Source organism: Candidatus Saccharibacteria bacterium (assembly GCA_016789455.1).
Classification (GTDB): domain Bacteria; phylum Patescibacteriota; class Saccharimonadia; order Saccharimonadales; family Saccharimonadaceae; genus CAIJKY01.
On sequence record JAEUQU010000002.1, the window covers coordinates 1,142,287 to 1,164,308 of the forward strand.

Annotated in this window: 22 protein-coding genes and 1 tRNA gene; 17 read left to right on the forward strand and 6 right to left on the reverse strand. The window is 53.5% G+C overall.

All coding sequences use genetic code 11. From position 1 onward, the window contains the following. Genes JNJ66_07115 through JNJ66_07125 form a run of 3 tightly spaced genes read left to right on the forward strand, consistent with a single transcriptional unit; the run spans position 1 to position 4,363 of the window. Positions 1–1,380: a hypothetical protein gene (locus JNJ66_07115; protein ID MBL8160194.1), complete on the forward strand. Its 1,380-nt coding sequence runs from the start codon at positions 1–3 to the stop codon at positions 1,378–1,380. After that, positions 1,367–2,389, forward strand: coding sequence for a glycosyltransferase family 2 protein (locus JNJ66_07120; protein ID MBL8160195.1), 1,023 nt, complete (start codon positions 1,367–1,369; stop codon positions 2,387–2,389). Before JNJ66_07115 ends, JNJ66_07120 begins: the two co-directional genes overlap by 14 nt. Continuing rightward, positions 2,390–4,363 carry a hypothetical protein gene (locus JNJ66_07125; GenBank protein ID MBL8160196.1) on the forward strand — a complete coding sequence of 658 codons (1,974 nt, stop codon included), beginning with the start codon at positions 2,390–2,392 and terminating at the stop codon, positions 4,361–4,363. Between the two features lie 69 nt (positions 4,364–4,432). On the opposite strand, the gene JNJ66_07130 is transcribed toward JNJ66_07125, so the two are convergent. The 3 genes from JNJ66_07130 to JNJ66_07140 all read right to left on the reverse strand — a co-directional run bounded on the left by JNJ66_07130 (position 4,433) and on the right by JNJ66_07140 (position 7,939). Next, on the reverse strand, positions 4,433–4,765 hold the full coding sequence (locus JNJ66_07130; GenBank protein MBL8160197.1) for a lectin: 333 nt from the start codon (positions 4,763–4,765) through the stop codon (positions 4,433–4,435). A 1,321-nt stretch (positions 4,766–6,086) separates the two neighbouring features. Further along, positions 6,087–6,653 (reverse strand): hypothetical protein, encoded by a 567-nt coding sequence (locus JNJ66_07135; GenBank protein ID MBL8160198.1) that lies wholly within the window; start codon positions 6,651–6,653, stop codon positions 6,087–6,089. A gap of 68 nt (positions 6,654–6,721) precedes the next feature. Further along, positions 6,722–7,939 carry a hypothetical protein gene (locus JNJ66_07140; protein MBL8160199.1) on the reverse strand — a complete coding sequence of 406 codons (1,218 nt, stop codon included), beginning with the start codon at positions 7,937–7,939 and terminating at the stop codon, positions 6,722–6,724. Positions 7,940–8,002: 63 nt separating this feature from the next. On the opposite strand from JNJ66_07140, the gene JNJ66_07145 reads away from it, so the two are divergent. Together JNJ66_07145 and JNJ66_07150 are read left to right on the forward strand one after the other, a co-directional pair. Beyond that, the gene (locus JNJ66_07145) at positions 8,003–9,052 is read left to right on the forward strand and encodes a mannose-1-phosphate guanylyltransferase (protein ID MBL8160200.1); all 1,050 of its coding nucleotides are present in this window, start codon (positions 8,003–8,005) and stop codon (positions 9,050–9,052) included. Positions 9,053–9,078: 26 nt separating this feature from the next. After that, entirely contained in the window at positions 9,079–9,570 is a 492-nt protein-coding gene (locus JNJ66_07150) for a GtrA family protein (protein ID MBL8160201.1), read from the forward strand. Here JNJ66_07150 and JNJ66_07155 read toward each other — a convergent pair. Both JNJ66_07155 and JNJ66_07160 read right to left on the reverse strand, forming a co-directional pair. Next, positions 9,461–10,693, reverse strand: a complete 1,233-nt coding sequence (locus JNJ66_07155) for a glycosyltransferase (protein MBL8160202.1) — start codon at positions 10,691–10,693, stop codon at positions 9,461–9,463. The genes JNJ66_07150 and JNJ66_07155 overlap by 110 nt on opposite strands. Then, a complete protein-coding gene (locus JNJ66_07160) occupies positions 10,690–12,126 on the reverse strand; it encodes a sugar transferase (protein MBL8160203.1) in 1,437 nt (478 codons plus the stop codon). The genes JNJ66_07155 and JNJ66_07160 overlap by 4 nt, the downstream gene beginning before the upstream one ends. A gap of 42 nt (positions 12,127–12,168) precedes the next feature. Between JNJ66_07160 and JNJ66_07165 the strand changes: the two genes are divergently transcribed. The 12 genes from JNJ66_07165 to JNJ66_07220 all read left to right on the forward strand — a co-directional run bounded on the left by JNJ66_07165 (position 12,169) and on the right by JNJ66_07220 (position 20,750). After that, on the forward strand, positions 12,169–13,578 hold the full coding sequence (locus JNJ66_07165) for an O-antigen ligase family protein (GenBank protein ID MBL8160204.1): 1,410 nt from the start codon (positions 12,169–12,171) through the stop codon (positions 13,576–13,578). Continuing rightward, positions 13,511–13,939, forward strand: coding sequence for a hypothetical protein (locus JNJ66_07170; protein MBL8160205.1), 429 nt, complete (start codon positions 13,511–13,513; stop codon positions 13,937–13,939). Before JNJ66_07165 ends, JNJ66_07170 begins: the two co-directional genes overlap by 68 nt. 86 nt (positions 13,940–14,025) lie before the next feature. Beyond that, positions 14,026–14,214, forward strand: coding sequence for a hypothetical protein (locus JNJ66_07175; GenBank protein ID MBL8160206.1), 189 nt, complete (start codon positions 14,026–14,028; stop codon positions 14,212–14,214). After that, positions 14,211–14,819 carry a hypothetical protein gene (locus JNJ66_07180; GenBank protein MBL8160207.1) on the forward strand — a complete coding sequence of 203 codons (609 nt, stop codon included), beginning with the start codon at positions 14,211–14,213 and terminating at the stop codon, positions 14,817–14,819. Before JNJ66_07175 ends, JNJ66_07180 begins: the two co-directional genes overlap by 4 nt. Positions 14,820–14,913: 94 nt before the next feature. Then, positions 14,914–14,988 (forward strand) — tRNA-Asn (locus tag JNJ66_07185). Positions 14,989–15,244: 256 nt separating this feature from the next. Then, complete coding sequence (locus JNJ66_07190) at positions 15,245–15,529, forward strand: metal-sensitive transcriptional regulator (protein MBL8160208.1); 285 nt, start codon at positions 15,245–15,247, stop codon at positions 15,527–15,529. A gap of 2 nt (positions 15,530–15,531) precedes the next feature. After that, positions 15,532–15,900 (forward strand): hypothetical protein, encoded by a 369-nt coding sequence (locus JNJ66_07195; protein MBL8160209.1) that lies wholly within the window; start codon positions 15,532–15,534, stop codon positions 15,898–15,900. A 51-nt stretch (positions 15,901–15,951) separates the two neighbouring features. Continuing rightward, complete coding sequence (locus tag JNJ66_07200; protein MBL8160210.1) at positions 15,952–17,097, forward strand: YncE family protein; 1,146 nt, start codon at positions 15,952–15,954, stop codon at positions 17,095–17,097. A gap of 27 nt (positions 17,098–17,124) precedes the next feature. After that, positions 17,125–17,547: a DUF305 domain-containing protein gene (locus JNJ66_07205; GenBank protein MBL8160211.1), complete on the forward strand. Its 423-nt coding sequence runs from the start codon at positions 17,125–17,127 to the stop codon at positions 17,545–17,547. Between the two features lie 109 nt (positions 17,548–17,656). Beyond that, entirely contained in the window at positions 17,657–17,860 is a 204-nt protein-coding gene (locus tag JNJ66_07210) for a hypothetical protein (protein ID MBL8160212.1), read from the forward strand. Further along, positions 17,844–18,713 carry a hypothetical protein gene (locus tag JNJ66_07215; protein ID MBL8160213.1) on the forward strand — a complete coding sequence of 290 codons (870 nt, stop codon included), beginning with the start codon at positions 17,844–17,846 and terminating at the stop codon, positions 18,711–18,713. The genes JNJ66_07210 and JNJ66_07215 overlap by 17 nt, the downstream gene beginning before the upstream one ends. A gap of 3 nt (positions 18,714–18,716) precedes the next feature. Further along, positions 18,717–20,750: a heavy metal translocating P-type ATPase gene (locus tag JNJ66_07220; GenBank protein ID MBL8160214.1), complete on the forward strand. Its 2,034-nt coding sequence runs from the start codon at positions 18,717–18,719 to the stop codon at positions 20,748–20,750. On the opposite strand, the gene JNJ66_07225 is transcribed toward JNJ66_07220, so the two are convergent. Further along, entirely contained in the window at positions 20,700–22,019 is a 1,320-nt protein-coding gene (locus JNJ66_07225; protein MBL8160215.1) for a recombinase family protein, read from the reverse strand. The genes JNJ66_07220 and JNJ66_07225 overlap by 51 nt on opposite strands. Positions 22,020–22,022 lie beyond the last annotated feature (3 nt).

Genomic DNA, 22,022 nt, shown 5'->3' on the forward strand with positions numbered 1-22,022 from the left:
ATGGCGCGTGAATCGGCCAGCAACAACCAGGTGAGCCTGTATCGCCGTATACGGGCCAAGCTGGCCGGGCAGCGGCTGTATAGTCCGCACGACCTGATCGGGCCGCACCGCTTGGATATCGCTGCCAAGACGGTCTTTGCGCGGGCGTACATCGAGGGCAACACCTCGACCTGGCCAGAAGAGCTCTACCGCGAACACATCCGCGCCTGGAACGGGTTTTACGAGAAGGCACCGCTTAAGAACAGCTATGAGGATTTCCGGCGGTCGTTCGTCGAGGTCATCGAGTCGGCGCAGAACGGGAAGTTCCGCCACCACGAAGCGCCGGTCAGCCTGGACCGCGAAGGGAAATTGGAGAACGGGGCGCACCGGGTGAGCACGGCGCTGGTGCTGGACAGGTTCGTCAACACCTTCATCAACGAGGAGATGACGGCCGGCCAGTGGAACCATGACTTCTTTTCCTACTGGGCGTTCTGGGCGCGTGAGCACCTCAACACCGGGCTGGCGGAAGAGTATGTGGATGCTATGACGGTGGAGTACATCGCACTGGCACCCAGGCAGATGTACGTGGTCATCGTCTTCCCCACCGCCGAGGATCACCGCGACGAAGCGGACGGCATCATCAGGTCGTTCGGCGACGTGCTGAATGTCAAAGAAATCCCGGCAGCCCGATTGAATGCCAAGGCGGTCATCCGCCAGCTCTACGCCGGTGAATGGTGGAATGATGACGACCATCTGGAGCACGTCGTGAACAAGGCGGAGGGCTGCTTTGCGGGCACGGCGCCGCTGCGGGTCTATATCGTCCGCTCGGATCTGGATGAGGCAGGGCGCCGCGAAGAAAAGGTGAAACTGCGGGCGATGTGGGGCAAAGAAAACCACAGCATCCACATCAGCGACACGCCGGAAGAAGCGCACCGTCTGACGCGCATGTTCTTCCATGCCGGGTCACGGGCGGTATTGGGCGTGGAGCTGGAGCGTGAGTTCCCTGCCAAGTTCGGCCGGTTGTTCCGGGAGTTCATGGCGGCGGCGCCCAGTGATATCCGGCAGCGTGATGATATCTGCATCGATTCCAGCAGCACCCTGGGCATCCTGGGGCTGCGTGATGTCAACGACATTGATTATCTGCACCGCGGCGAAGCATTGGTGCGCACCGACAATCCCGACATCTCCAGCCACAATGAGCATGCTCACTGGTATGCCGACTCAATCGATGAGATCGTCACCAATCCCCGGCTGCATTTCTACTATAATGGCATCAAGTTCGCAGCACCGGCAGTGGTGCGGGCTATGAAGGCCAACCGGGGTGAAGAAAAGGATAAACGGGACGTAGCCCTGATAGATGGGTTCATGAACAACCATAAGGAGTTTTATGTCAAACGGTAAGCATATTCCGAAAGTAGCTGTCATTACCAGGACGAAGGATCGGGGATTGTTGTTGGAGCGCGCCATCAAGAGCGTGCATCAGCAGACGATGGAGGATTTTGTTCATGTGATCATCAATGATGCGGGTGATCCTGCCATCGTGGAAGACCTGGTCAAAAAACATGAGCAGCTGATCCGCGGACGCGTCAAGATCATCCACAATACTGAGTCGCGCGGCATGGAAGCGGCTTCCAACAAGGCGATCAAGAGTGTCGACTCGACCTTCATCGCCATCCACGATGATGACGACACCTGGCATCCGGATTTTTTGAAAGCAACCACCGAGCGGCTGGAAGATAACGGCATGCAGGGCGTGGTGGTGACGACCGACCGGGTAGTCGAGGACATCATCGACGACGTGGTGCATATCAAGCTGGTAGAGCGCTGGCTGCCGTGGGCCAAGGCTATTAATTTCTATAGCATGTGCATCGATAATTACGCCACGCCGATCACTTTTTTGTACCGCCGCGCCGTCTACGACAAGATCGGTTATTACGACGAGAACCTGCCGGTGCTGGGCGACTGGGACTTTGCACTGCGGTTTATCCGGCTGCATGACATCGATTTCATCAACAGCGACACTGCCCTTGCCTACTACCATCACCGTCCGAACGTGAAGGGCATCAACGGCAACAGCGTCTTTGCCGGCATCGACAAGCACGAGTATTACCTTAACCAGGTTGCTAATAAGTTCCTGCGTGAGGATCTGCAGCGTGGCAGCCTGGGCTTTGGCTACATGTTCAGCCACTTGCGCGCCCAGCGCGATAACCGGCGCGATATGGAGCGGCAACTCGAGAAGATCGAATGTCAGACACAGCAACTCAACCAACAGGTTGAAGAAGTGCGGCGCACCTTGGGTGAGCGGACGACCGGGGCGCATATCAAGAGCCTGTACCGCATCGCCAAAAAGGTGCCGCGGCTGACACTCCACAAAGTAAAGAACACGATTAAGAAGGCAGGACGGATATAGATGGACACGACGTACAAGGACAAGATAGAGCAGGCAGACGTCGTATCATTTGATATCTTCGATACCGTCCTGATACGCAAGGTGGCCCGGCCGACCGACGTGTTCCGGATTGTCCAGGAGTATTTCAATGCGGTCAGTCCCCACTTCATCACGGCCGATTTTGCCAAGCTACGGGTAGACGCCGAAATAGAGGCGTACAAGACCATTAATCCCAACGCGGATATCGATGCGATTTATGGCATCATCGCCAGGCGCGGCAATTATAACGAGGCGTTCATCGAGGCGCTGAAGCGGGCGGAGCTGGACGTCGAATCCATCCTGCTGGAGCCGAACGCCGCCGGCGTGAAGCTGTATAAGCAGGCGCGGGAGGCGGGCAAGCAAGTGGTCTTCATCAGCGATATGTACCTGAAGAAAAGCTTCGTGAAGCAACTGCTGAAGAAGAACGGTTTTGATGAGTGGGATGAGCTGATCGTCTCGGCCGAGGATGGCGTCGCCAAGCACGACGGTACGGCGTACGCCCGGCTGTTCACGCTGTTTCCAGACAGTAATTACCTGCACGTCGGCGACAATGAGCACAGCGATATCCACTGGGCGCAGGCCTACGGCATCGATACCATCCACCTGGAACAGAACCTGAAGAAGATGTCATACGAGACGCAGCCGGTCAGCCAGACGGCGCAGGGTGGTATGCTGTACCGCAGCAGCCTGCAGTCGTCCTACTCGATTGAGGATACCCAGCACAGCATGATTACTGGGATCATCGCCGGCAAGATCGCGGCGGGTGGACTGGCGACGCACGCCGAGAGCATCGGCTACTCAATATTCGGTCCATTGCTGCTGGGGTATGTGCAATGGCTGCATACACAGGCCAATACTGACGGCGTGGATGAGTTGTACTTTTTGGCGCGCGATGGCGCTATCATGCAGCGGGCCTATGACGAGTACTGGCGGGAACGTGCCTTGCCATCGCACTACCTGCTGGCTTCGCGCCGGCTCTATAACCTGCCTAAACTGACTGGTGCGTTCGCGCCCGAGGATATCACCTTCCTGACCTCGACTGATTATCCGCTGCTGGTGAGTGACTACATCGGCCGTCTGGGGCTGGAGACCAACGAACCGCGCGTGCGTACTGTGCTGCAGCAGCTTGGCCTGGAGCCTGAGACGCGCATCGATACGTCGCTGCTGCAGCAGCGCATGAAGGCGGCCTTCATGCTGCTGGCGGACGTGGTGCGCGAGCTGGCGCACAAAGAGCGGACGCTGCTGCTTGATTACTTCAGGGAGGAAGGGCTGAAGCAGGGCATGGGGCGCAATAAGGCTATCGTTGATGTCGGTTGGAACGGCTCGATGCAGCGTTCTCTGAACACGCTGCTGAAATCGGAGTTTACCGGATACTACTTTGGCATCCACGATAACGAGGTGACGATTCCGATGGGCAATGCTATGGGTGCGTTCCTTGACCGGCGTAATGACCTGACCAAAGAACAGGCGATCCTGACCCGCGGCGCCGTCGAGGTCATGGAGTATTTCTTTACCAACCCTGCCCAGCAGAGCGTCGTCGGCCTCAAGAAACATGGCAAGGAATACGTGGCGGTGACCGCCGAGGAAGACCGCGACGAGACCATGCTGCAGAATCTGCGCGAGATACAGGCGTCTGCCGTCGATTTCATCAGTGATTTCAGGAAGTGCACGGCGCAGCTGCCGGAGGCGGCCCGTAAGATCAGTCTCGATGTGTCCATCCGCAACGCCGTTCATATGTACTACCATCCGAACGATGGGGCGGCGACAGTCATCGGGCTGGTGGCGCATTCGCACAGCATCGGGGTGCCAGCGCGTTTCATCGGTTCGCCGATCCATGACCGCGGGTACTACCTGAAGCATCGCGACGCGCTGCAGAAGGAATACGACATCGCCTACTGGAAGCCTGGCTTCATTAAGAATGCGGCGATGAAAGGGATTCCGTTCGAGTTATCGTAAGAGCCTCTCTGCTTAAAAAATAGCTCCCAGGCGTAGGAGCTATTTTTTATTGAGCGGTACGTGCGGGGATTACCAGCGGCCGCTAGTACCAGTCGCCCACAGCGCTTTGCTGCCACTGTAGATGACGACGTTGCCATCATCCTGCACAAAGAGCTTAGGCGAGGTGCCGCCGCCGCTGTTGCTGGCCCAGGTGGGGCGGTTGTTGGTGTCGTACATGACCAGGTTGCCGTCAGCCTGCATATAGACGGCTGCGATTGAACGGGCATTGGTGCCCGAGCCCCAGATGGCGCCACGCTGCGAGTAAAGAACCAGGTTGCCGTCGTTCTGCATGTGTAGCGAGTATTTGCCATTGCTCGACTTAAGCCATTGGCCGGGCTTAAGGCCCTTGTTAGTATCAAGCATGTTGGCAGGCGGCGGAGGGGTGGTGGTGCCGCCGTTACCGCCGGTCTGTGGCGGGGCGGGCGGCGCAGTGATGGTGAACTTGAAGTTCGTGTTGGTATTGTTGAACCAGGCGGCGCCGTCCATGACGAGCGTCAGGTCTTCTTGGAAGTAGGCGGCGTTGTTCGGTGCTTTCATCGCAAACTCGAAAGTGGCGTTTTCGCCCGGGCGGACGGTACTTTCTTTCATGTAAGCGATGCGGTTGCCGGCAAGCCAGGAGCTGTCCCACATGGCCGAGCCGCGGTCACGCGGGTTGTGCGGGGCCAGTTTGACGGTATTGGCGGTCCAGGTGTTGGCGCCGCGGTTGACGACGACCAGCCGCAGATACACCGTTTGTCCGGCTGCCAGGTTGGCGTGGTTGTTAGCGTCGTTGATCTGGGTGGTGCGGGCGGCGTCGGAGTAGATGCCCTGCCAGACGCGGCCATAGTGGTATGGCCAGCCCTGGGTAGAGCCGAACCAGTTGGTGAAGTACAGGTAGAAGTTGCGATTGCCATAGGCGCCACAGTTGGCGGTGCCCCAGGTGGCATCAAGTGCACCCTGGTTGGGCTGGTACGGGGTGTAGTTGTAGAGGGCCTGGGTGGCGCGGTTCTGAATAGTGACGTTAGTGCCACCGCACGACTTGTTGGGGTTGTACTGGATGTAGTTGTTGCCAACGACGTACGGCGTATACCAGCTGGGGCTGGCGTTCATGATGGCGCGGAACATGCGGGCGGCCCAGCGCAGCTGGTTGGTAAGGCCGTAGTACTGTGAGTCGCATGGGGCGGTGTCCGGACAGCCATAGCCGGTGGCGGTCTTGTACTGGATGCTGACCGGCCAGGCATCGGTGACCAGGCCCTGCTCTTTCTGTAACAGGACAATCAGCACCTGAGGGTTGATGTTGAACTCGTGGGAGGCATCGTAGATGATCTGGGCGGCAGTCTTGCCGTTCTCGCTATAATCACGCAGGCAGGTAAACGGGGCGCTGTAGCCGCGGGCTTCGGCCCACTGGCGGCGCGTACCACCGCCGTACTCTGAGGGTTGGACGCCCCAAGTGTCGCAGTTTGGCATGCGGTCGTTTAGGAATGACTGGATGGCGGCGGCGGACATGGATGTCTTGTTGGTCATGACGCCGTCGCTGATGATGTTGCCGGCGTTCCAGCCTGGAACGGCCGCATCGGCCCGATCGTTGCCCAGACCGTACATCATAAAGCCGGCCGTCGTGACGAAGGTGGCCACGATAAAGGTGGTGAGGCGGGAGGGCCGTTTAAATTTTGTGGAGGGGAGGGAGAGCATGGCTGCGGCGGGGCTACTTGATGGTTATCTTTTGAGAGGTAGCAGTTTTCTTGTCATCGTGGCTGGCAGAGACTTCCAGGTTCCATTCGCCAGGCGCCAATTCGCTGACAGGCACGTCGAAGCCCTGGCAGGTTGAGGTGCTGGCCATGGCCTGGATGCCGGCCTCACGGCTGACGCGCTTGTCGCCCATGGTGAGGTTGAGGTAACAGGTGCCGTTCCAGACGGCATCGATCTGGGTGCGGATCTGCAGGGTACCTTCATTCTGGTTGGCGGCCGTGATGGTCAGATTGACGCCACCGGAAGTATTGCCGTTATCGCCGGCATCATTCGCCTGGGGGGTCTTGGTGTCGGGGTATGGCAGCGGCGTGGGGGTGGCCTCCGGATTGTCGACCGGAGCCGGGTTCTGGCTGTCGTCGGCGTCCTGCCCCTGGCTGTAGTCGGCGTCGGTGCCGACGATACTGCGCAGGCTGTCGTTCACCAGGAAGTAGGCCAGACTGCTGCCCACAACAAGCACCGTCGCAACCAGTCCGGCGATCAAAAGAGTCTTTCTACTAGTAGTCTTGATAGGGGTGTTTTTCATGTGTTTGCTTTTTAATTATAGCTGATATCATCTATAGCTAACCATACAGACCGACAGTGGTCAACGGATTAGCCGGCAAAGTAGTTGTTGACGAAGAGGATATAGAGGTAGGCCTGTAATAATATGCCGACATAAATACAACCGTAGGTCACCGGCCGCAGCCAGCCGCGTCGTAACGAGAGGTGCAGGATGGCGATATAGATGACGATGCACGGCAGTAGGTAGCGGTTAACGGAAATGAGATTGCTGTTGAGGCTGAACATTACCATGGCCAGGATGCCGAAGACGGCCAGCGGAATGCCGGCTTTCCGCTTGTACCACAGCGAATAGACCGCGGCGGCGAACAGTACCATCAGCCCGATCATCGGTAGCAGCAGGTTGACGAAGATGCCCTCGTCAAACGGCACCGGCGTCAGCAGCGCGTCACGCACCCGGCGGGCCGTCTCGCGGTAAAGCTCAAAAATGTTGGGGTTGAAGACCTGGTAGGGCCAGTCATCGGTCAACTTGTAGGCGTGCAGCATCAACAGGAAATCGCCGCGAACCAGCTGCAGGTACAGGCCATACAGCACGAAGCCGAGTGGCGCCAGCAAGAACCACAGGAGGTTGCGGTTGAGTGTCTGGCGGATGTTCCAGCCGTAGGCACGTATGAACTCCAGGCCGCACAAGGCCACAAACAGGATGGCGGGCAGGCGCACTGCGGTCAGGACGGCCAGCGCCAGCCCCATCGCCCACCAGCGGCGCTGCAGTGCGAACAGGTAGGCCCAGAAGCCGACGGCACAGAAGATGGCCTCTGTGTAGAAGAAATGCAGGAAAATAGCGGCGGGCGAGGTCAGGAAGATGGCTGGCAGCCACCAGCGGTGCTTGCGGCCGACGAAGTGCTCAGCGATCCTCGCCAGGGCCAGGATGATACAGGCGGTGGCTGCGGTGTTGATGATCAGGGCAGACAGCGGCTCGCCCAGCAGTCCGAACGAGAGGCCGTCGAGCAACCAGACCATCAGCGGGAAGAGGGGGTAAAAGACAGGTGAGGCGCTGGCAGGATCGGCATAGGCACCATGCACGATTGCCTGATACCACCCGGCGTCCCAGCGGAGCGTATGGCCCAGCATGCCGTGCGGCTCGGGGCTGGCGGGCCGCTGGAAGATGTTGTTCAAGGTCGAATCAAAGATGATACCCATGACGGTCATCATCAGCTGCCAGCCGACGGCAAGCATGACGGCCTTGCCGCCGTCAGAGGCAAAAAAGCGGGATGCGAGCTGCCGGGCGGTGTTTATTTTACGGTGAGCCATAGGATATGTGGTTAATATACCCGTTTTATGCAATCGTCGCAAAGACTTGCTATAATCTTCTCTATGATTATCGTTATTATCGCCGGTGGCTCAGGCACCCGTCTCTGGCCCCTCTCAACCCCTTCGTTCCCCAAGCACTTGCTGTCGTTGACCGGCGAGCGCTCCATGCTGCAGACCACCTATGACCGCGCCGCCAAGGTGGCCGACAGCGTCTACATCGTCACCGAGTCCGGCCACGCCGACGAACTACGCGCCCAGTTGCCCGAGCTGGCACCGGAAGCCTTCATTGTCGAGCCGGGCCGCCGCGGCACCGCCAGCTGTATCGTGGCCGCCCTGGATTGTCTGGCCCGCCGCCATGATGCCGAGGAGCCGATCGCCTTCATCCATGCCGACCACCATGTCCGTGACGCCGAGGGCTTTGCCCGTTCCTTCATCATCGCCGCCGCCGCCGCCAAAGAGAAGCGCTCCATCGCCCTGGTGGGTGTTGAGCCGACCAACCCGGCGACAGGCTTTGGCTATATCGAGAAAGGTGAGCCGATCCGGCTTGATTCCATCGTCCACTACGTCTGCGACTTCAAGGAAAAACCAGATTTCGACACCGCCCGCAACTACGTTGAAAGCGGCCGCTACCTCTGGAACTGCGGCTACTTCGTCGGTACGCTGACCATCTTCTTGGGCGCTATGCAAAAGCACGCGCCGGTCCTGTATGAGAACTTCCAGAAGCTGCAGGACATCAACGAGGACGCCAAGCGCTACAACGACACCTATCTTAGCTTTGAGAACGAAACCATCGACATCGCCCTGATCGAAAAGGTCGACAACCTGCTGGCCGTCCCCGCCACCTTCGACTGGATGGACGTCGGCTCCTTCAAGGACCTGCATGACGCCAACCCGTCAGATGAAGCCGGTAACTTCTGCAAGGGCAAGGACATCTATCCACTGGAAGTCGAGAACGCTTTCATCCGCAACGAGGAGGACAAGCCCGTCGCCGTCATCGGCCTGGATAACATCGTCGTCGTCAATACCAAGCACGGTATCCTGGTGGCCCGCAAGGATATGAGCCAGCGCGTCGGTGATATCGCCAAGGCGATCCAAAAGGCCAAGGCCACCTAGGCCTTGCTGCAACGCACGCACCCATCATGACAAAACCACTGACCAAGAAACCCTTTTTCCGGTACTCGGTGGTGGGAACGGCTTCGTCAGTACTTGACTACGTGGTATTGGTTGCCTTGTTCCATGGCCTGCACGCTCCCCTCCCCGTGGCGGCGACCGCCGGATATATCGCCGGTCTGCTTTTTAACTTCGTCGTCAACAAGAAATGGGCTTTCAAGGCCAAGGGCGGTGCCAAGCACACCGGCAAGCAGGCACTGAAGTATGCCGTGCTCCTGGCGGTGAACCTGCTGGTGCTCAACCTGGCGCTGCAGTGGCTTGATGACTATGGTATCGGGCCGGAATACGGCAAGATTATCGTCACCCTGGGCATTACGGTCTGGAATTACTTCTTCTACCGCCGGGTCATCTTCAAACCAAAACATCCCCGTCGTCATCAGGACGGATCGGACCGATCTTCGGCGGCGTCGGCGGCAGGGCCGGAGGCTGGGGAGCGGGCGGCGGGCCGGCATTCGGATTAGTGTGGTTCAGGACTGACTCGCGCAGCTCGTTGATGAAACGGGCAGTGCTGAAACGCTCGGCGGAGTCGCTGACGGTGCGGGGGTCAAAGTTGATCATTTCAAAACGTCCGATGGCTGCCATCAGTGAGTCGACCGTCTGTGATTCAAAGAAGACGCCGTTGATGCCATCCTGGATATAATCGAGCGCGCCGCCGTTCTTGTAGGCGATGACGGGCGTGCCGGCGGAAAGCGCCTCTACCGGTGTGATGCCAAAATCTTCGCGGCCAGGGAAGATGAGCGCCTTGGCCTGCTGGAAATAAGCAGTGATGTCAGCGTCCTCAATGTTCTCCAAAAAGAGCACGTTGGCGCCGCCCCGCCGCTTCAGCTCCTCGTGTTCACTTCCCTTGCCGATCACGACCAGCCGCTTGTTCAGCTGCGAGCAGGCCACGACGGCCAGGTCGAGCCGCTTGTAGGGAATCTGGCGGCCGACCACCAGGTAGTAATCCTGCTTCTGCACCGGTGCCTGCGGGCGCAGGCGGTTGGTGTCGACCGGCGGGAAGATGACTTCGGAATCGCGGTTATAGTACTCTTTGATGCGGCGTTGTACCTCATGGGAGTTGGCAATGAAGCGGTTGACGCCGTGAGTACTCTCCAGGTCGCGCTTCCGCATCCAGCGCACAAAAGCCGGCATGACCAGCCGGACGAGGGGATTGAGCATGCCAAAGCCCGGATTCTGCATGTATTCCTCGTAGTGGCTCCAGTAATAGCGGATGGGGCTGTGGCAATAGCAGATGTGCATGGCCATCTGTTTTCGGGTGACGACTGCCTTGGCTTCGGCGCTGGCGCTGGACAGGATGATGTCGTATTCCTTAAGATCTAACTTCTTAAAGGCGGCAGGCCGCAGCACCGGCCAGAGCTGGTGCTTATAGCGCAGGGATTTTGGCAATTTCTGCAGCCAGGTGGTGCGCACATCCAGGCCTAAGAAGGCCGGGCAGCCCTCCGGGTTGAACACCGAGGTAAAGATTGGCGCATCCGGAAACGCCTCGTGCATCGCCAAGACGACGCGCTCGGCGCCGCCCATATTGGTGAGCCAGTCGCAGACAATCGCAATCTCAGGGCTGCTGGTCTCTTCTGTCTCGCTCATCGTGCCCCCCGTTTAAATATGACGACCGGGAGAGTCTTGAGCAGGATTTTCATGTCCAGCCAAAAACTCCAGTTCTGTGCATAGTATAGCTCAAGTTCGACGCGCTGCTCAAAGCGCAATTGGTTACGGCCTGAAACCTGCCAGAGGCCGGTAATGCCTGATTTGACGCTGTGCAACAGGGCGCCGCGGCCACGGTAGAGGGGCAGTTCCTGCGGCAGGATGGGGCGCGGACCCACCAAGCTCAGGTCGCCCTTCAGGACGTTGAACAGCTGTGGCAATTCATCCAACGAGGTAGCCCGGATGAACCGGCCGAACATGGTGATGCGTGGATCATTGACCACTTTGCGGTTGATCTCGTATTCGCGGGCCAGGTCTTCCCTGCCCATCTCGCGGAATTCTTCGGCGGCGTCCTTCTTGCCGTACTTGCTGCTCATGCTGCGGAATTTGATGAGGCGGAAAGGCTCTGAATAGCGGGTGAGCCGTTTGCTCAGGTAAAAGACCGGTCCAGGATTGAGTATCAATTGTAGTAAAATAAGCAACAAGAACAGTGGTGACAGCACGATGAGCGCCAGGCTGGTAGCCAGCACATCAAACCAGCGCTTTACCAGCTCACCCCAGCCGATCAGCGGCGTCTGGTGGACGTTGATGATGGGATAGCCCAAAAAGATATCGATGGTGTTCTTGCCGGAGTAAAACTCGGCTTCGCCAGGGATGAAACTGTACTGGATGTGGCGCTCCTGGGCGACGCTCAAAATATTCTGGTTATGGGTGGCCGATTCGTACAGGTTAGTCTGGATGATACCGGTGACGCCCATGCTTTCCAGTGCAGCCAGGGCTTTATCAACGGAGGTAAAGTGCTCGCCGCGGAAACCATGGGGCACCAGGTGCTTGGGACAGACCAGGGCCACGACGCGGTAGCCGGAGCGGCGGGTATCGCTGAGGCTGCCCACGATGTCACGCGTGGCGTCACTCTCGCCGATGATCATTATCTTATTGATGCCGACACCGATGCGGAAGAGATAAGTACGTAACTGGCGCATGATTTCGCGGCCCAGGACCAGCAGGATGAAGGCGCCGCCAAAGCTATAAATGGCCACCAGGCGGGCCGGGAAGATCGGCCGGTTGATGGCGTACGAAAAACCAAGCATCAACAGGATGCCGATGAAGCTGCCGATGAACAACCGGCCAACTTCGGTCAGCCGCTTGGAATAGACCGACGAACTATAGAGTCCCAGGAATCCGAAGATGATCTGCCAGAGCGGCGCGATGATCAGTGCGGTCACAAAGAAATCATAGGCATAGACCGGCACCAGCAGCGGCCGGGTGTCTATTTGGGTACGTATAAAATAGGCCACGCTGAAGGCGGCAACCAGGATGATGAAATCGGCGATAATCAGCGATAAGCTGTACGACCGGGCGGATTTAGTAGGCATATGTTTGTAGGGTTGACCTGGCAGTATTGTATCATTAAGGGAGTGAAATCACAGCTGAAGGGCATGGCGGCAGGGCAGGGGTTCGCGCGGTTGGCGGGCCTGTTTGCGGCCGGTGCGGTCGCGCTGGTCATTGCTTTGATGTCGTTTCATGCCTTCCTTAGCACCTGGGCGGGCGCGGCGCTTGGTAATGAGCTGGTGTGGAAGTCCTGGAAGGAGCTGGTGCTGGGGGTGGCGATTATCGGGTTGCTGACCAGCGCCTATTGGTACCGTGATGTGTTCCTGCGCGTCGTCCGGCGGCCCATCAGCCTTGTAATCTTTGCCTTTTTAGGGCTGCACCTGCTGCTTGCGGCCATTCTGCAGACCCCGGGCGGCTCCACGCTGGCCGGCCTGATGACCAATCTGCGCTTTCTGGCAATCTTCCTGCTGGCGCAGCTGCTGGTAGAGCTGTTCCCGCACGGGACAGTGCGGCTGCGGACATGGCTGACGCGCACCGTCCTGGTTTGCGGGGTATTAGTGGCGCTTATCGGGCTGCTGCAGGTCACGGTGATACCGCGCGATTTCCTGGTGCAGTTCGGTTATGACAAATTTACGACGATAGCGCCCTTCATACTGGTGGATGAGCAGGAGCATGCCCTGCGGGCTTTTGCGACACTCAGGGGGCCGAATACGCTTGGCATGTTCCTGTTATTGCCGCTGGGCATGCTGAGCGTACTGGCGGCGCGGCGGCAGCGGCTGGCGCTGACGGTGCCGGCGGTGGCAATCGTAGCGCTTGGTATCTTCGCTACGGGATCGCGCAGCGCCTGGCTCGGGGCGGTGGCGGTAATGATCGCGTTGCTGCTGGCACTGGCCGGCCGCAAGCGCTTGTTGCGGCTGGCAAAACGCTACGGTGCCCTGGTGGTTATCATCCTGGGGGTGCTGGTGTTGGTGGCCGAATCCGTACCGGCCATCCGCCTGGCCATCTTCCACTCCAGCCCTGGCGACCCCAGCCTGACCGAAGGTTCGACTGACAAACATTTTGAAGCGACCGCCGGCGGTATTGTCGATGCCGCCTTGCATCCGTTCGGCCGCGGCCCGGGCGAGGCAGGGCCGGCCAGCTTTTACAGTCCTAACGGCCCGCGCATCGCCGAGAATTATTATGTCCAGGTGGCACAGGAGGTGGGTATCATCGGTCTGGGGCTGCTGCTGACTATCTTATATATAGTAGCGCGGCGGCTGTGGCGCCTGGTGCAATCGCGCGGTGCCTCGCCGCTGGCCCTGGGGCTGTTTGCCAGCTTCTGGGGCATTGCCGTCATCAACCTGTTCCTGCATGGTTGGGCCGACGACCCGACGGCGCTAGTCTGGTGGGGACTTGCCGGTCTGTTGCCGCTGGCGGATAATGGAACGCATGAGCGAAGCACCCGCCGCACACAATCCGGCAAAAAGACCGACAAAAGCCCAGCACGCACTGCTTGATTACATTCAAGCCTTCATCAAACAGCATGGCTACGGCCCCAGCTATCGCGAGATTATGCGGGCGCTGGAATATAGTTCCGTCTCGACCGTGGCGGTGCATGTGGACGGCCTGGTTGCCGCAGGCAGGTTACGCAAGAAGGGCCGCTCGGCCCGTTCTCTGGAGGTGGTAGGGAAGGGCGAACCGACCGTTGCCTTGGTGCTGACCGAGGATGAGGCCTGGCTGGTAAAGCGCCTGGAGGAATACCTGGCAGACATCAAAGCCAGTGACGCGACGCTGCAGAGTATGTTGGAGACGTTTACGGCGTTGGAGTTGCCGCTGGCGAAGGCGGCGGTCGAGCGGCATATAGATACTTTGAGTTAATGAACGCTTAATTAAGCACCGCTGGCAATAATATTTGAGAGCAGATACAATTGAAGTAGAACAAGCGTAAGCACAAGGAGGGATGTATGACAAAGAAGCAATCCCAAGAATCAAATCAGCAGCGCTCAAAAACCGAACAACCGAAGACCAAAATACAAAAAGTTGAGCAGTTGTATGGGAAGGGCAAAAGCACTGCAAGTCTCGAGGACGCGAGTAAATACTTCAAAAGTATTGGCTACGAGTCGCTAGCTAATCTCTTGACTCCTGCAAAATGACCGATGAATTTATTACAGCCATTCCTCCACTGGAGAAGTTTGAGGCGCGTTTTGATTTTGTAAGAAACGGTACGCTTAAAAGCAACGCGGCCATTTATCTTCGATACATCACTTTATTAATTGCCAGTTCTGATCAGCTAAAAGAAGATAACCTGTCTTACACATTATATAAAGACATTATTGTGTACACAGCGTCCATAGTAGAGTCTATTTTTGAGTATAGTATCCGAGAGTATATTGTCATGGGCAAAGCTAAGGAAGAAGCACTGGGCTTCACTTGGCACTACACTGAGCTATCACAGATAAACCACGACTGTTCAGACTTTGAAGGAGCAAAGTTTACTGTAGTAAAGAAAGAAAAGAGACCAAAAAGTACTTCACATGATCTTGGTTTTGATGACATTAATAGTGCGGCAAAACGTTTGAAAATCTTGGACAATCAGTTATATGCAGTGGCTACTGGTTTAAGAAAAAAGCGCAACTATATCCACCTCTCGTCCTTGGAGAAATCGTCGGACGATTATTTTATTAAGTCTGATGTCGATGATGCTCTCAATGGAGCTGGAAAAATTATCGATAGAGTGCAGTACGTACTTTTAAAGTAGGCTAAACTTTCGGCGAGCATTTGACTTACGTTGCAAAATCAGTCTATAATATCGCCTGTACCTCAGTACGGCTCGCCGTACTGTTATACGCTATTCCGGCGTAGCTCAGTGGTAGAGCGGGGCGCTGTTAACGCCTAGGTCACTGGTTCGAGCCCAGTCGCCGGAGCCAGAGCAAGCAGAGAAAAGCGCAGACCCAGTTCCTAGACCTGGCTGCAACTTCTCTCCTTGCTCAGCCAAGAAAGATACGTGCTGATTACAAAGCACAAATGTTGGAACCGTCCGAAAGGGCGGTTCTTTCGTAGCCACCTCTGTTATTTAGTTCGAACCCAGCCGCTCTCCTCCTGAGCGAACAAGCAGGCGAAAAGCAGACCTGTTCCCTAGACCTAGACTTGCATAGTACCCCCTGGGGGTACTACAATAGAGTTATGATTAGCGATATAAAGCAGCGTGCACTACATCGTGCCAAAATCCTTGAAGGTCAGATGCGTGGTATTCAAAAGATGATTGAAAACGAAGACTATTGTATGGACATACTTACGCAAAACCTAGCCATTCAAAAGTCTCTCGGCTCTTTAAATAAGCTGATACTTGAAAACCACGTACGAACACACATTAAAGAAAACCTCAGTTCCGGCTCGGAGACAGACCAGGAGCAGGCAGTTACTGAAATGTTGAGCTTGTACGAGCTAACAAACATCAGGGGCAAATAGAGATGAAGTACATAACAGCAATAAAGTCTGCTCTGATTTTATTAGCTGTTCTGCTCCTTAATTCTGTTACTGTTGCTGGGCATACGTCTGCAATGAGTACAATGTCGCACGAGATGGGCGGGATGAGCCACAATTCCAGCGATACAAGGTCCTGTTCAACGCTATGCCGCACGGCGGTTGTTAGCCGAGAAGAAAATGCTATTAGGAATGACGAAAACGAAGACGATGATGAGCCGGTGTTGCCCTTTTACGTACAAGATATGAACTGGCTATCCGATAGTAAAACTCTAAAGCAGGAACTTTATGCTGATGTGATAAAACCGCCGCCAAAGATACCAATATATATTCTCTATGGGGTATTCAGAGCCTGAGATTATGTTTGTTAATACGCAAACACAATCTAAGATACCTTTGGAGTACAAATGAAAAGAAAATATCTATGGCTAACGGGTGGAATATCTGTCCTGCTTGTAGTGGTAGCTGCATTTCTACTTTTCCCTGTTATGGGAGCGAAAAATGCGAATGACAAGGTGTATGTCGCAGCCGAAGATGCTGGAAGAATAGACGTAATTAGTCCCAAATCACGCTCTGTCATTACAGAAATTGACCTAGCCAATAAAGAAGATGCCGATGGCACAATGTATATGGCACACAACGTCCAGGTTGCCCCTGATGGCAAATCTGTATGGGTTACTGCAAATGCTATGGCAAACCATACAACGAGCTTGAAGACACGTATACTGGACAAACTATTCCCTACGGCGTATGCCGATGAAGGACACGATGAAGTATCTACCAGTTCCGATCAAGTTGTTGTCATTGATCCCTTAACAGACAAGATAACTAGACGGATTGATATAGGAAGCGACCAGCACTTAGCACACGTGGTTCTAACGCCTGACAGTAAATTTGCTCTGGCTACATCCCAGAATAAGGGTGAGGTGTACAAAATTGATGCTGAAACCTTTAAAGTTGTTGGAACAGCAAAAGCTAAAACCAATGCTCAACCCCACGGACTACGCGTATCGCCTGATGGGAAATATGCGTACGTTGCACTGATGGGAGACAAAAGTATGGGCAAATTGAGTTTAGCAACACTTGCATTTGAGTATATACCGTTGAATGGTACGCCTGTACAAACTGGTATTACCGCAGATGGGAAATATGCTTTAGTATCTGTCTTTACGGATAAAAGCGTGGCTATTGTAGACACTTCCAATGGCAATGTACGGTATGCGAAGTTACCAGGCGATGCAAAAGGACCATTACAGCTGTACCCAACGTCTGATGCTCGGTATGCGTATGTCGCAGACCAGGGTAATGACTTTGGGCAGTCGGCAGGAAACAGCTTGTATAAAGTTGACGTCCAGCAAGCAAAAACAGTTCAAACTATACCAGTTGGCACAGCACCGCACGGCGTGGTTGTTTCGCCAGATGATTGGTACACATACGTTACAAATATGGAAAGCAATGACGTTTCAGTAGTTGATAATAACGATGGAAAAGAAGTTGCTCGCATTAAAGTTGGCAAAAAACCGAATGGAATAAGTTATTGGACTAAACAATAATCGGATAACTAAGGATTGGAGATAACTATGAAAAGTAAAAGCATAATGACAATAGCACTGATTGCAATCATCGTAGCGGCTGGATTTGGCGGTTACACGTTAGGCAATCAAAATGAAACTAAGAATACAAATACATCCGTTACAACTCAGCAACAATCAAAGGCAACGGATCATAACTCAATGTCTATGATGGATATGAACAAGCAGCTAGAGGGTTTATCTGGCGATGACTACGACAAAGCATTCATTGAGATGATGATCACTCATCACGAGGGAGCTGTAGATATGGCTAAGCTGTCAGCCTCACGAGCGAAACACGATGAGATAAAACAACTCAGTCAAGCTATCATCACGGCACAAGATAAGGAAATTGCTGAGATGAAGCAATGGCAGCAAGACTGGGGTTATTCTACTGGCGAAATGAACGAAATGATGCACAGTGGACACTAAAATGAACGATAATCATCCCAACTATCAAAAAATACTGTACCGGGCTTGCTGGGCTATACTGGCTGCTATCGTAGTCTTTGCAATCATAAAACTGTTGAGAGGCTAAACTATGAAACACGGAAAAGACAATCAAAAGTTAGTTAGTGCCAAATACAGCGAATGGCAGGCATCATTGTTTGGTGCCTGCCTCATTGCATTCGGGCTGGGCGTCTTACTGCATCGTTTTTTTGGCGTAGGGGCTTGGCTGATAATAATCCTCGGAGTACTCTTGCATAGCTGGGGAATGAAAAAGACATATGAAAGGAATAAATAAAGTCGTGGATCAAAATAATAATTCGGATAACGAACCGAAAGAAAATACCCATAATCGTTTTTTGAAACTCAATAAAAAAGCCATTGTGTATACAGCTGGCATAGCCGCTGCGATTGTATTGTTAGTCGGCGGAGTGTACGGCTATGTATACGCATCTACTCCTGAACATCTTAGGAAACCGACCTACCAGCATTACCATTACCGCACACAAATACTGGTTAACGGTAAGGCGGTTGACTTTTCAAAGGATGAATTTCAAGTAGTAAGCGGAAATTCCACTACGTGTAGCGCGGAAGTGGGCAGCATACCGATAGACTTTCACGATAAGATGGATCAGCTGACACACGTTCACTGGAATGGTATGACGGGCGGCGAGTTTCTGAAATACTTTGGTTGGAACTTCATTGGCGGTGATGATGAAGTGCTCGGACGACGGTACGATGCAGGTATGATGCCTAGCTCAGTGAAGATATACGGCAAGGTTCTGCCAGCCGTACCCGATAAAGCTAACTTCTACGTATATGTAGGCGACAAGAGTGACTATCAGAAAAAAGATTGGAATGACTTTCTGAAACAGGATATTGAGACGTTCTTCGGCAAAAAAAGTAACATAGGACACAGCGAAGAAGTGTCATCTGCTAATGTCCTCAACTGGCTATTTCCAAAAGCCTATGCTCACGGCGGCGTGATAGATGAGCATCCGTCCGAAAAAACAGAGGAAGAACTGACCCGTATAAACAACCTGGTTGGTAATGTAGCTATATTTGTACAAGAAAATGAGCCTACCAAAGAACAAATACAGTCACGTTTTAATAACCTTGTGCCTTTACACGAAAGTACGTGCGGGGATTAAACTATGGATCACTCTCACCACGAACATCATCACGATAACAATGAGCACCAGGAGCACGACAAGCACGCCGGTCATTCGGTAGCAATGTTTAAGAATAAGTTCTGGCTATCGTTGCTGCTGACTATTCCTGTGCTTGTCTATTCCGAAATGATACAGCATTGGCTGAACTTTACGCCGCCAGCATTTCCTGGTTCGCAGTATGTACCGTTTGTACTAAGTTCTGTCATATTCTTTTATGGCGGTATGGTGTTCATTCGTAGTGCGTTGGGTGAGCTAAAAGCCAAACTGCCAGGTATGATGACTTTGATCAGCCTGGCAATTATCACTGCTTATGTATATAGCGTTGCAACACAGTTTTTTATTAAGGGCGAAACGTTCTTTTGGGAGCTGGCGACCTTAGTAACGATTATGCTGCTTGGTCATTGGCTGGAGATGGCATCGGTTGCTAAGGCTGAAAATGCACTTGATGCCATCTCTAAGCTGCTACCTGATAAAGCCGAAAAGTTAGTTAATGGTAAGCCAAAACAGGTGCTTGTCAGTGAGCTAAAGGTCGGCGACTTGGTGTTAATCCGTCCAGGTGCAAGCATACCCGTTGATGGTGTGATTGTGGACGGCAGCTCGTCAGTTGATGAAGCTGCTATCACTGGCGAAAGCAAACCCGTAACTAAAGGTGTAGATGATGAAGTTGTCGCTGGTACAAACAATCAGGATGGCTCACTGACAGTAAAAATCACAAAACTCGGTCAGGATACTGCGCTGGCGGGTATTATGCGACTTGTAGCTGAGGCACAAAGCTCAAAGTCTAACGTGCAGGTGCTTGCCGATAAAGCCGCCTTTTATCTGACTGTCGTTGCAATCGCTACTTCAATCGTTACTTTTGTATTCTGGCTGATTGCCAAAGATGCGGGTTTTGCATTAGAGAGGTCGGTTACGGTTCTGATAATCGCTTGTCCGCACGCACTAGGCCTAGCAATTCCATTAGTAGTATCAATTTCGACCGCACTATCTGCAAAAAATGGGCTACTTGTCAGAAAGCGTCTTGCGCTTGAGTCTGCAAGAAAATTAGACTGGGTACTGTTTGATAAAACGGGTACGCTTACCAAAGGTAAGCACGGGGTAACTGATATATGGGCAACTAAAGGCTATAGCAAGAAAGCCATATTACATCTAACCGCTAGCTTAGAGCAGAACAGCGAACACATCGTGGGTAAAGGCATCGCACGCAAAGCCGAGGAGGAGGACGTCCATCTCGATGAAGTTACCAATTTTAAAGCGCTGCCTGGAATTGGCGTGCAGGGCACACTGCACGGCAGAGACAGCTTTGTTGCAGCAGGATACCGCTATATTACAGACCACAACCTGTCGATACCAAAAGATATACGCGAGAGCATCAAACAGGCTGCCAAAGTCGGCAAGGCAGAGGTTTATCTTATAAAAGACAGTGTAGTCATAGGTGCATTAGCATTGGCTGACGAGGTACGACCAGAATCAAAGGACGCTATCCAGGCACTTCATGGTCTTGGTATAAAAATCGCTATGATAACGGGCGATTCCAACGAGGTTGCGGCATATGTTTCAAAACAGCTTGGCTTAGACCAGTATTTTGCAGAAGTCAGACCTGAAGACAAAGCTGCCAAGGTAAAAGAACTACAGCAAAATGGACAAAAAGTTGCAATGGTAGGTGACGGCATAAATGACGCTCCTGCACTTACGCAAGCGGATATAGGCATAGCTATCGGTGCTGGCACGGATGTAGCAATCAAATCAGCAGATATTATATTGGTGAAAAGCGATCCTCAAGATGTAGTAAAAGTCATAAACCTTTCAAAGCGTACGTACAGCAAAATGACCCAGAACCTGGTTTGGGCTACTGGTTACAATGTGTTTGCCATTCCTTTAGCAGCAGGTGTCCTGTTTGGATCGGGCATAGTACTGGCCCCTGCCTTGGGTGCGGTTCTAATGTCAATATCAACAGTAGTAGTGGCGTTAAACGCTCAGCTTTTGAGAAGAACTGACTTGGCTCTGATAAAATCCTAATTCTCCGTTAAAAATCTTCAACTTTGTATTAATACCGCCAGCGAATATGATCCTTTCACTTTCTGTTCCGCTCGTAAGTATATATCGTGAGTATTCAATCAATGGGTTGTCTAGTTTTTGATCAATTTTGTAGTGTCCTAGCAAAGTCTTCGTTACATAGTAGTGCTTGTCTACTTTGGCCCGTAATTTCTCAGATATCTCTATCTTATGATAATGTTCTTCAATAAAAGCTTGAAGTAACTCACACAGTTTCGTTTCGCTGACATATTTTTCCTTGCAATCAGGGTCTTTTCGACGCGTGCAGTTGTAATAAACGAATCTCTTGGTATCCCCGCTTTTCAGAATCTTGAACTTGTCCTGCGCTGTGATATCGGCATTACATTGGCCACATTTCAACATTCCCCTGAAGGCAAATGTCTTTGATCCCCATACACCCTTATTAACACCTCTCGTTTCTTGCACTAGGTCAAATAACTCTTTGGAAATCAGCGGCTTATGAGCACCCGTGTACCACGGTGCATCCGGCGCCTGCGGATACTGGAATCTACCGTAGTAGAAGGGTGTGCTGAGAATAACAAGTATCTGACTGACACTGATAGGTTTACCGGATCGGTTGGTGAAACCCTGTTCATCCAGCCAGGCTTTGAGCCTTCGGCCGCTCCAGCGTTCGTAACCGGCTTTGTGAAACGCTTCCTTGATAAGCTCTGAACGCTCCGGATCGAGAATAATATCGTTTATACCGCCGAAAGCCCGGTTCATATAGCCAAGCGGCGCTACGCCGGGCCGCCAGCCCATCTCACATTTGGTTTTTATACCGCGTTTGACATTAATACTCTTGTTGTCATTCTCAAGTTTCGCCTGAGAGCACAGAATCATCAGCAGGAATTTCTCATTCGGATTATTCGTGAACGTCTGCGAGTATGTTCGAATATGCAGGAGCTTACCCTGATCCATGAGATCGACAACCGCACCAAGATCACCGGCGTTGCGGGAAAGGCGGTCCGGCGCCCAAGTCAGGATCGCATTATATTCACCATTTGCTAAACCGGCGAGCATTCTGTTGTAAACCGGCCGTTTGCCTGAATCTTTGGCCGAATAGCTCTCCTGAAGTTCGCAAACCACATTCAGCCCATCGTTCTCGGCCAAGGCCCGCATTTCGGCGAGCTGCGAGTCAATTGACATCGCCTGTCGCTCGTCCGACTCGCTCGATTTACGGGCGTACAGGCAGTATTTTAGATCTGTTATTGCTTTGTCCAGCATGGCAAGCACAAC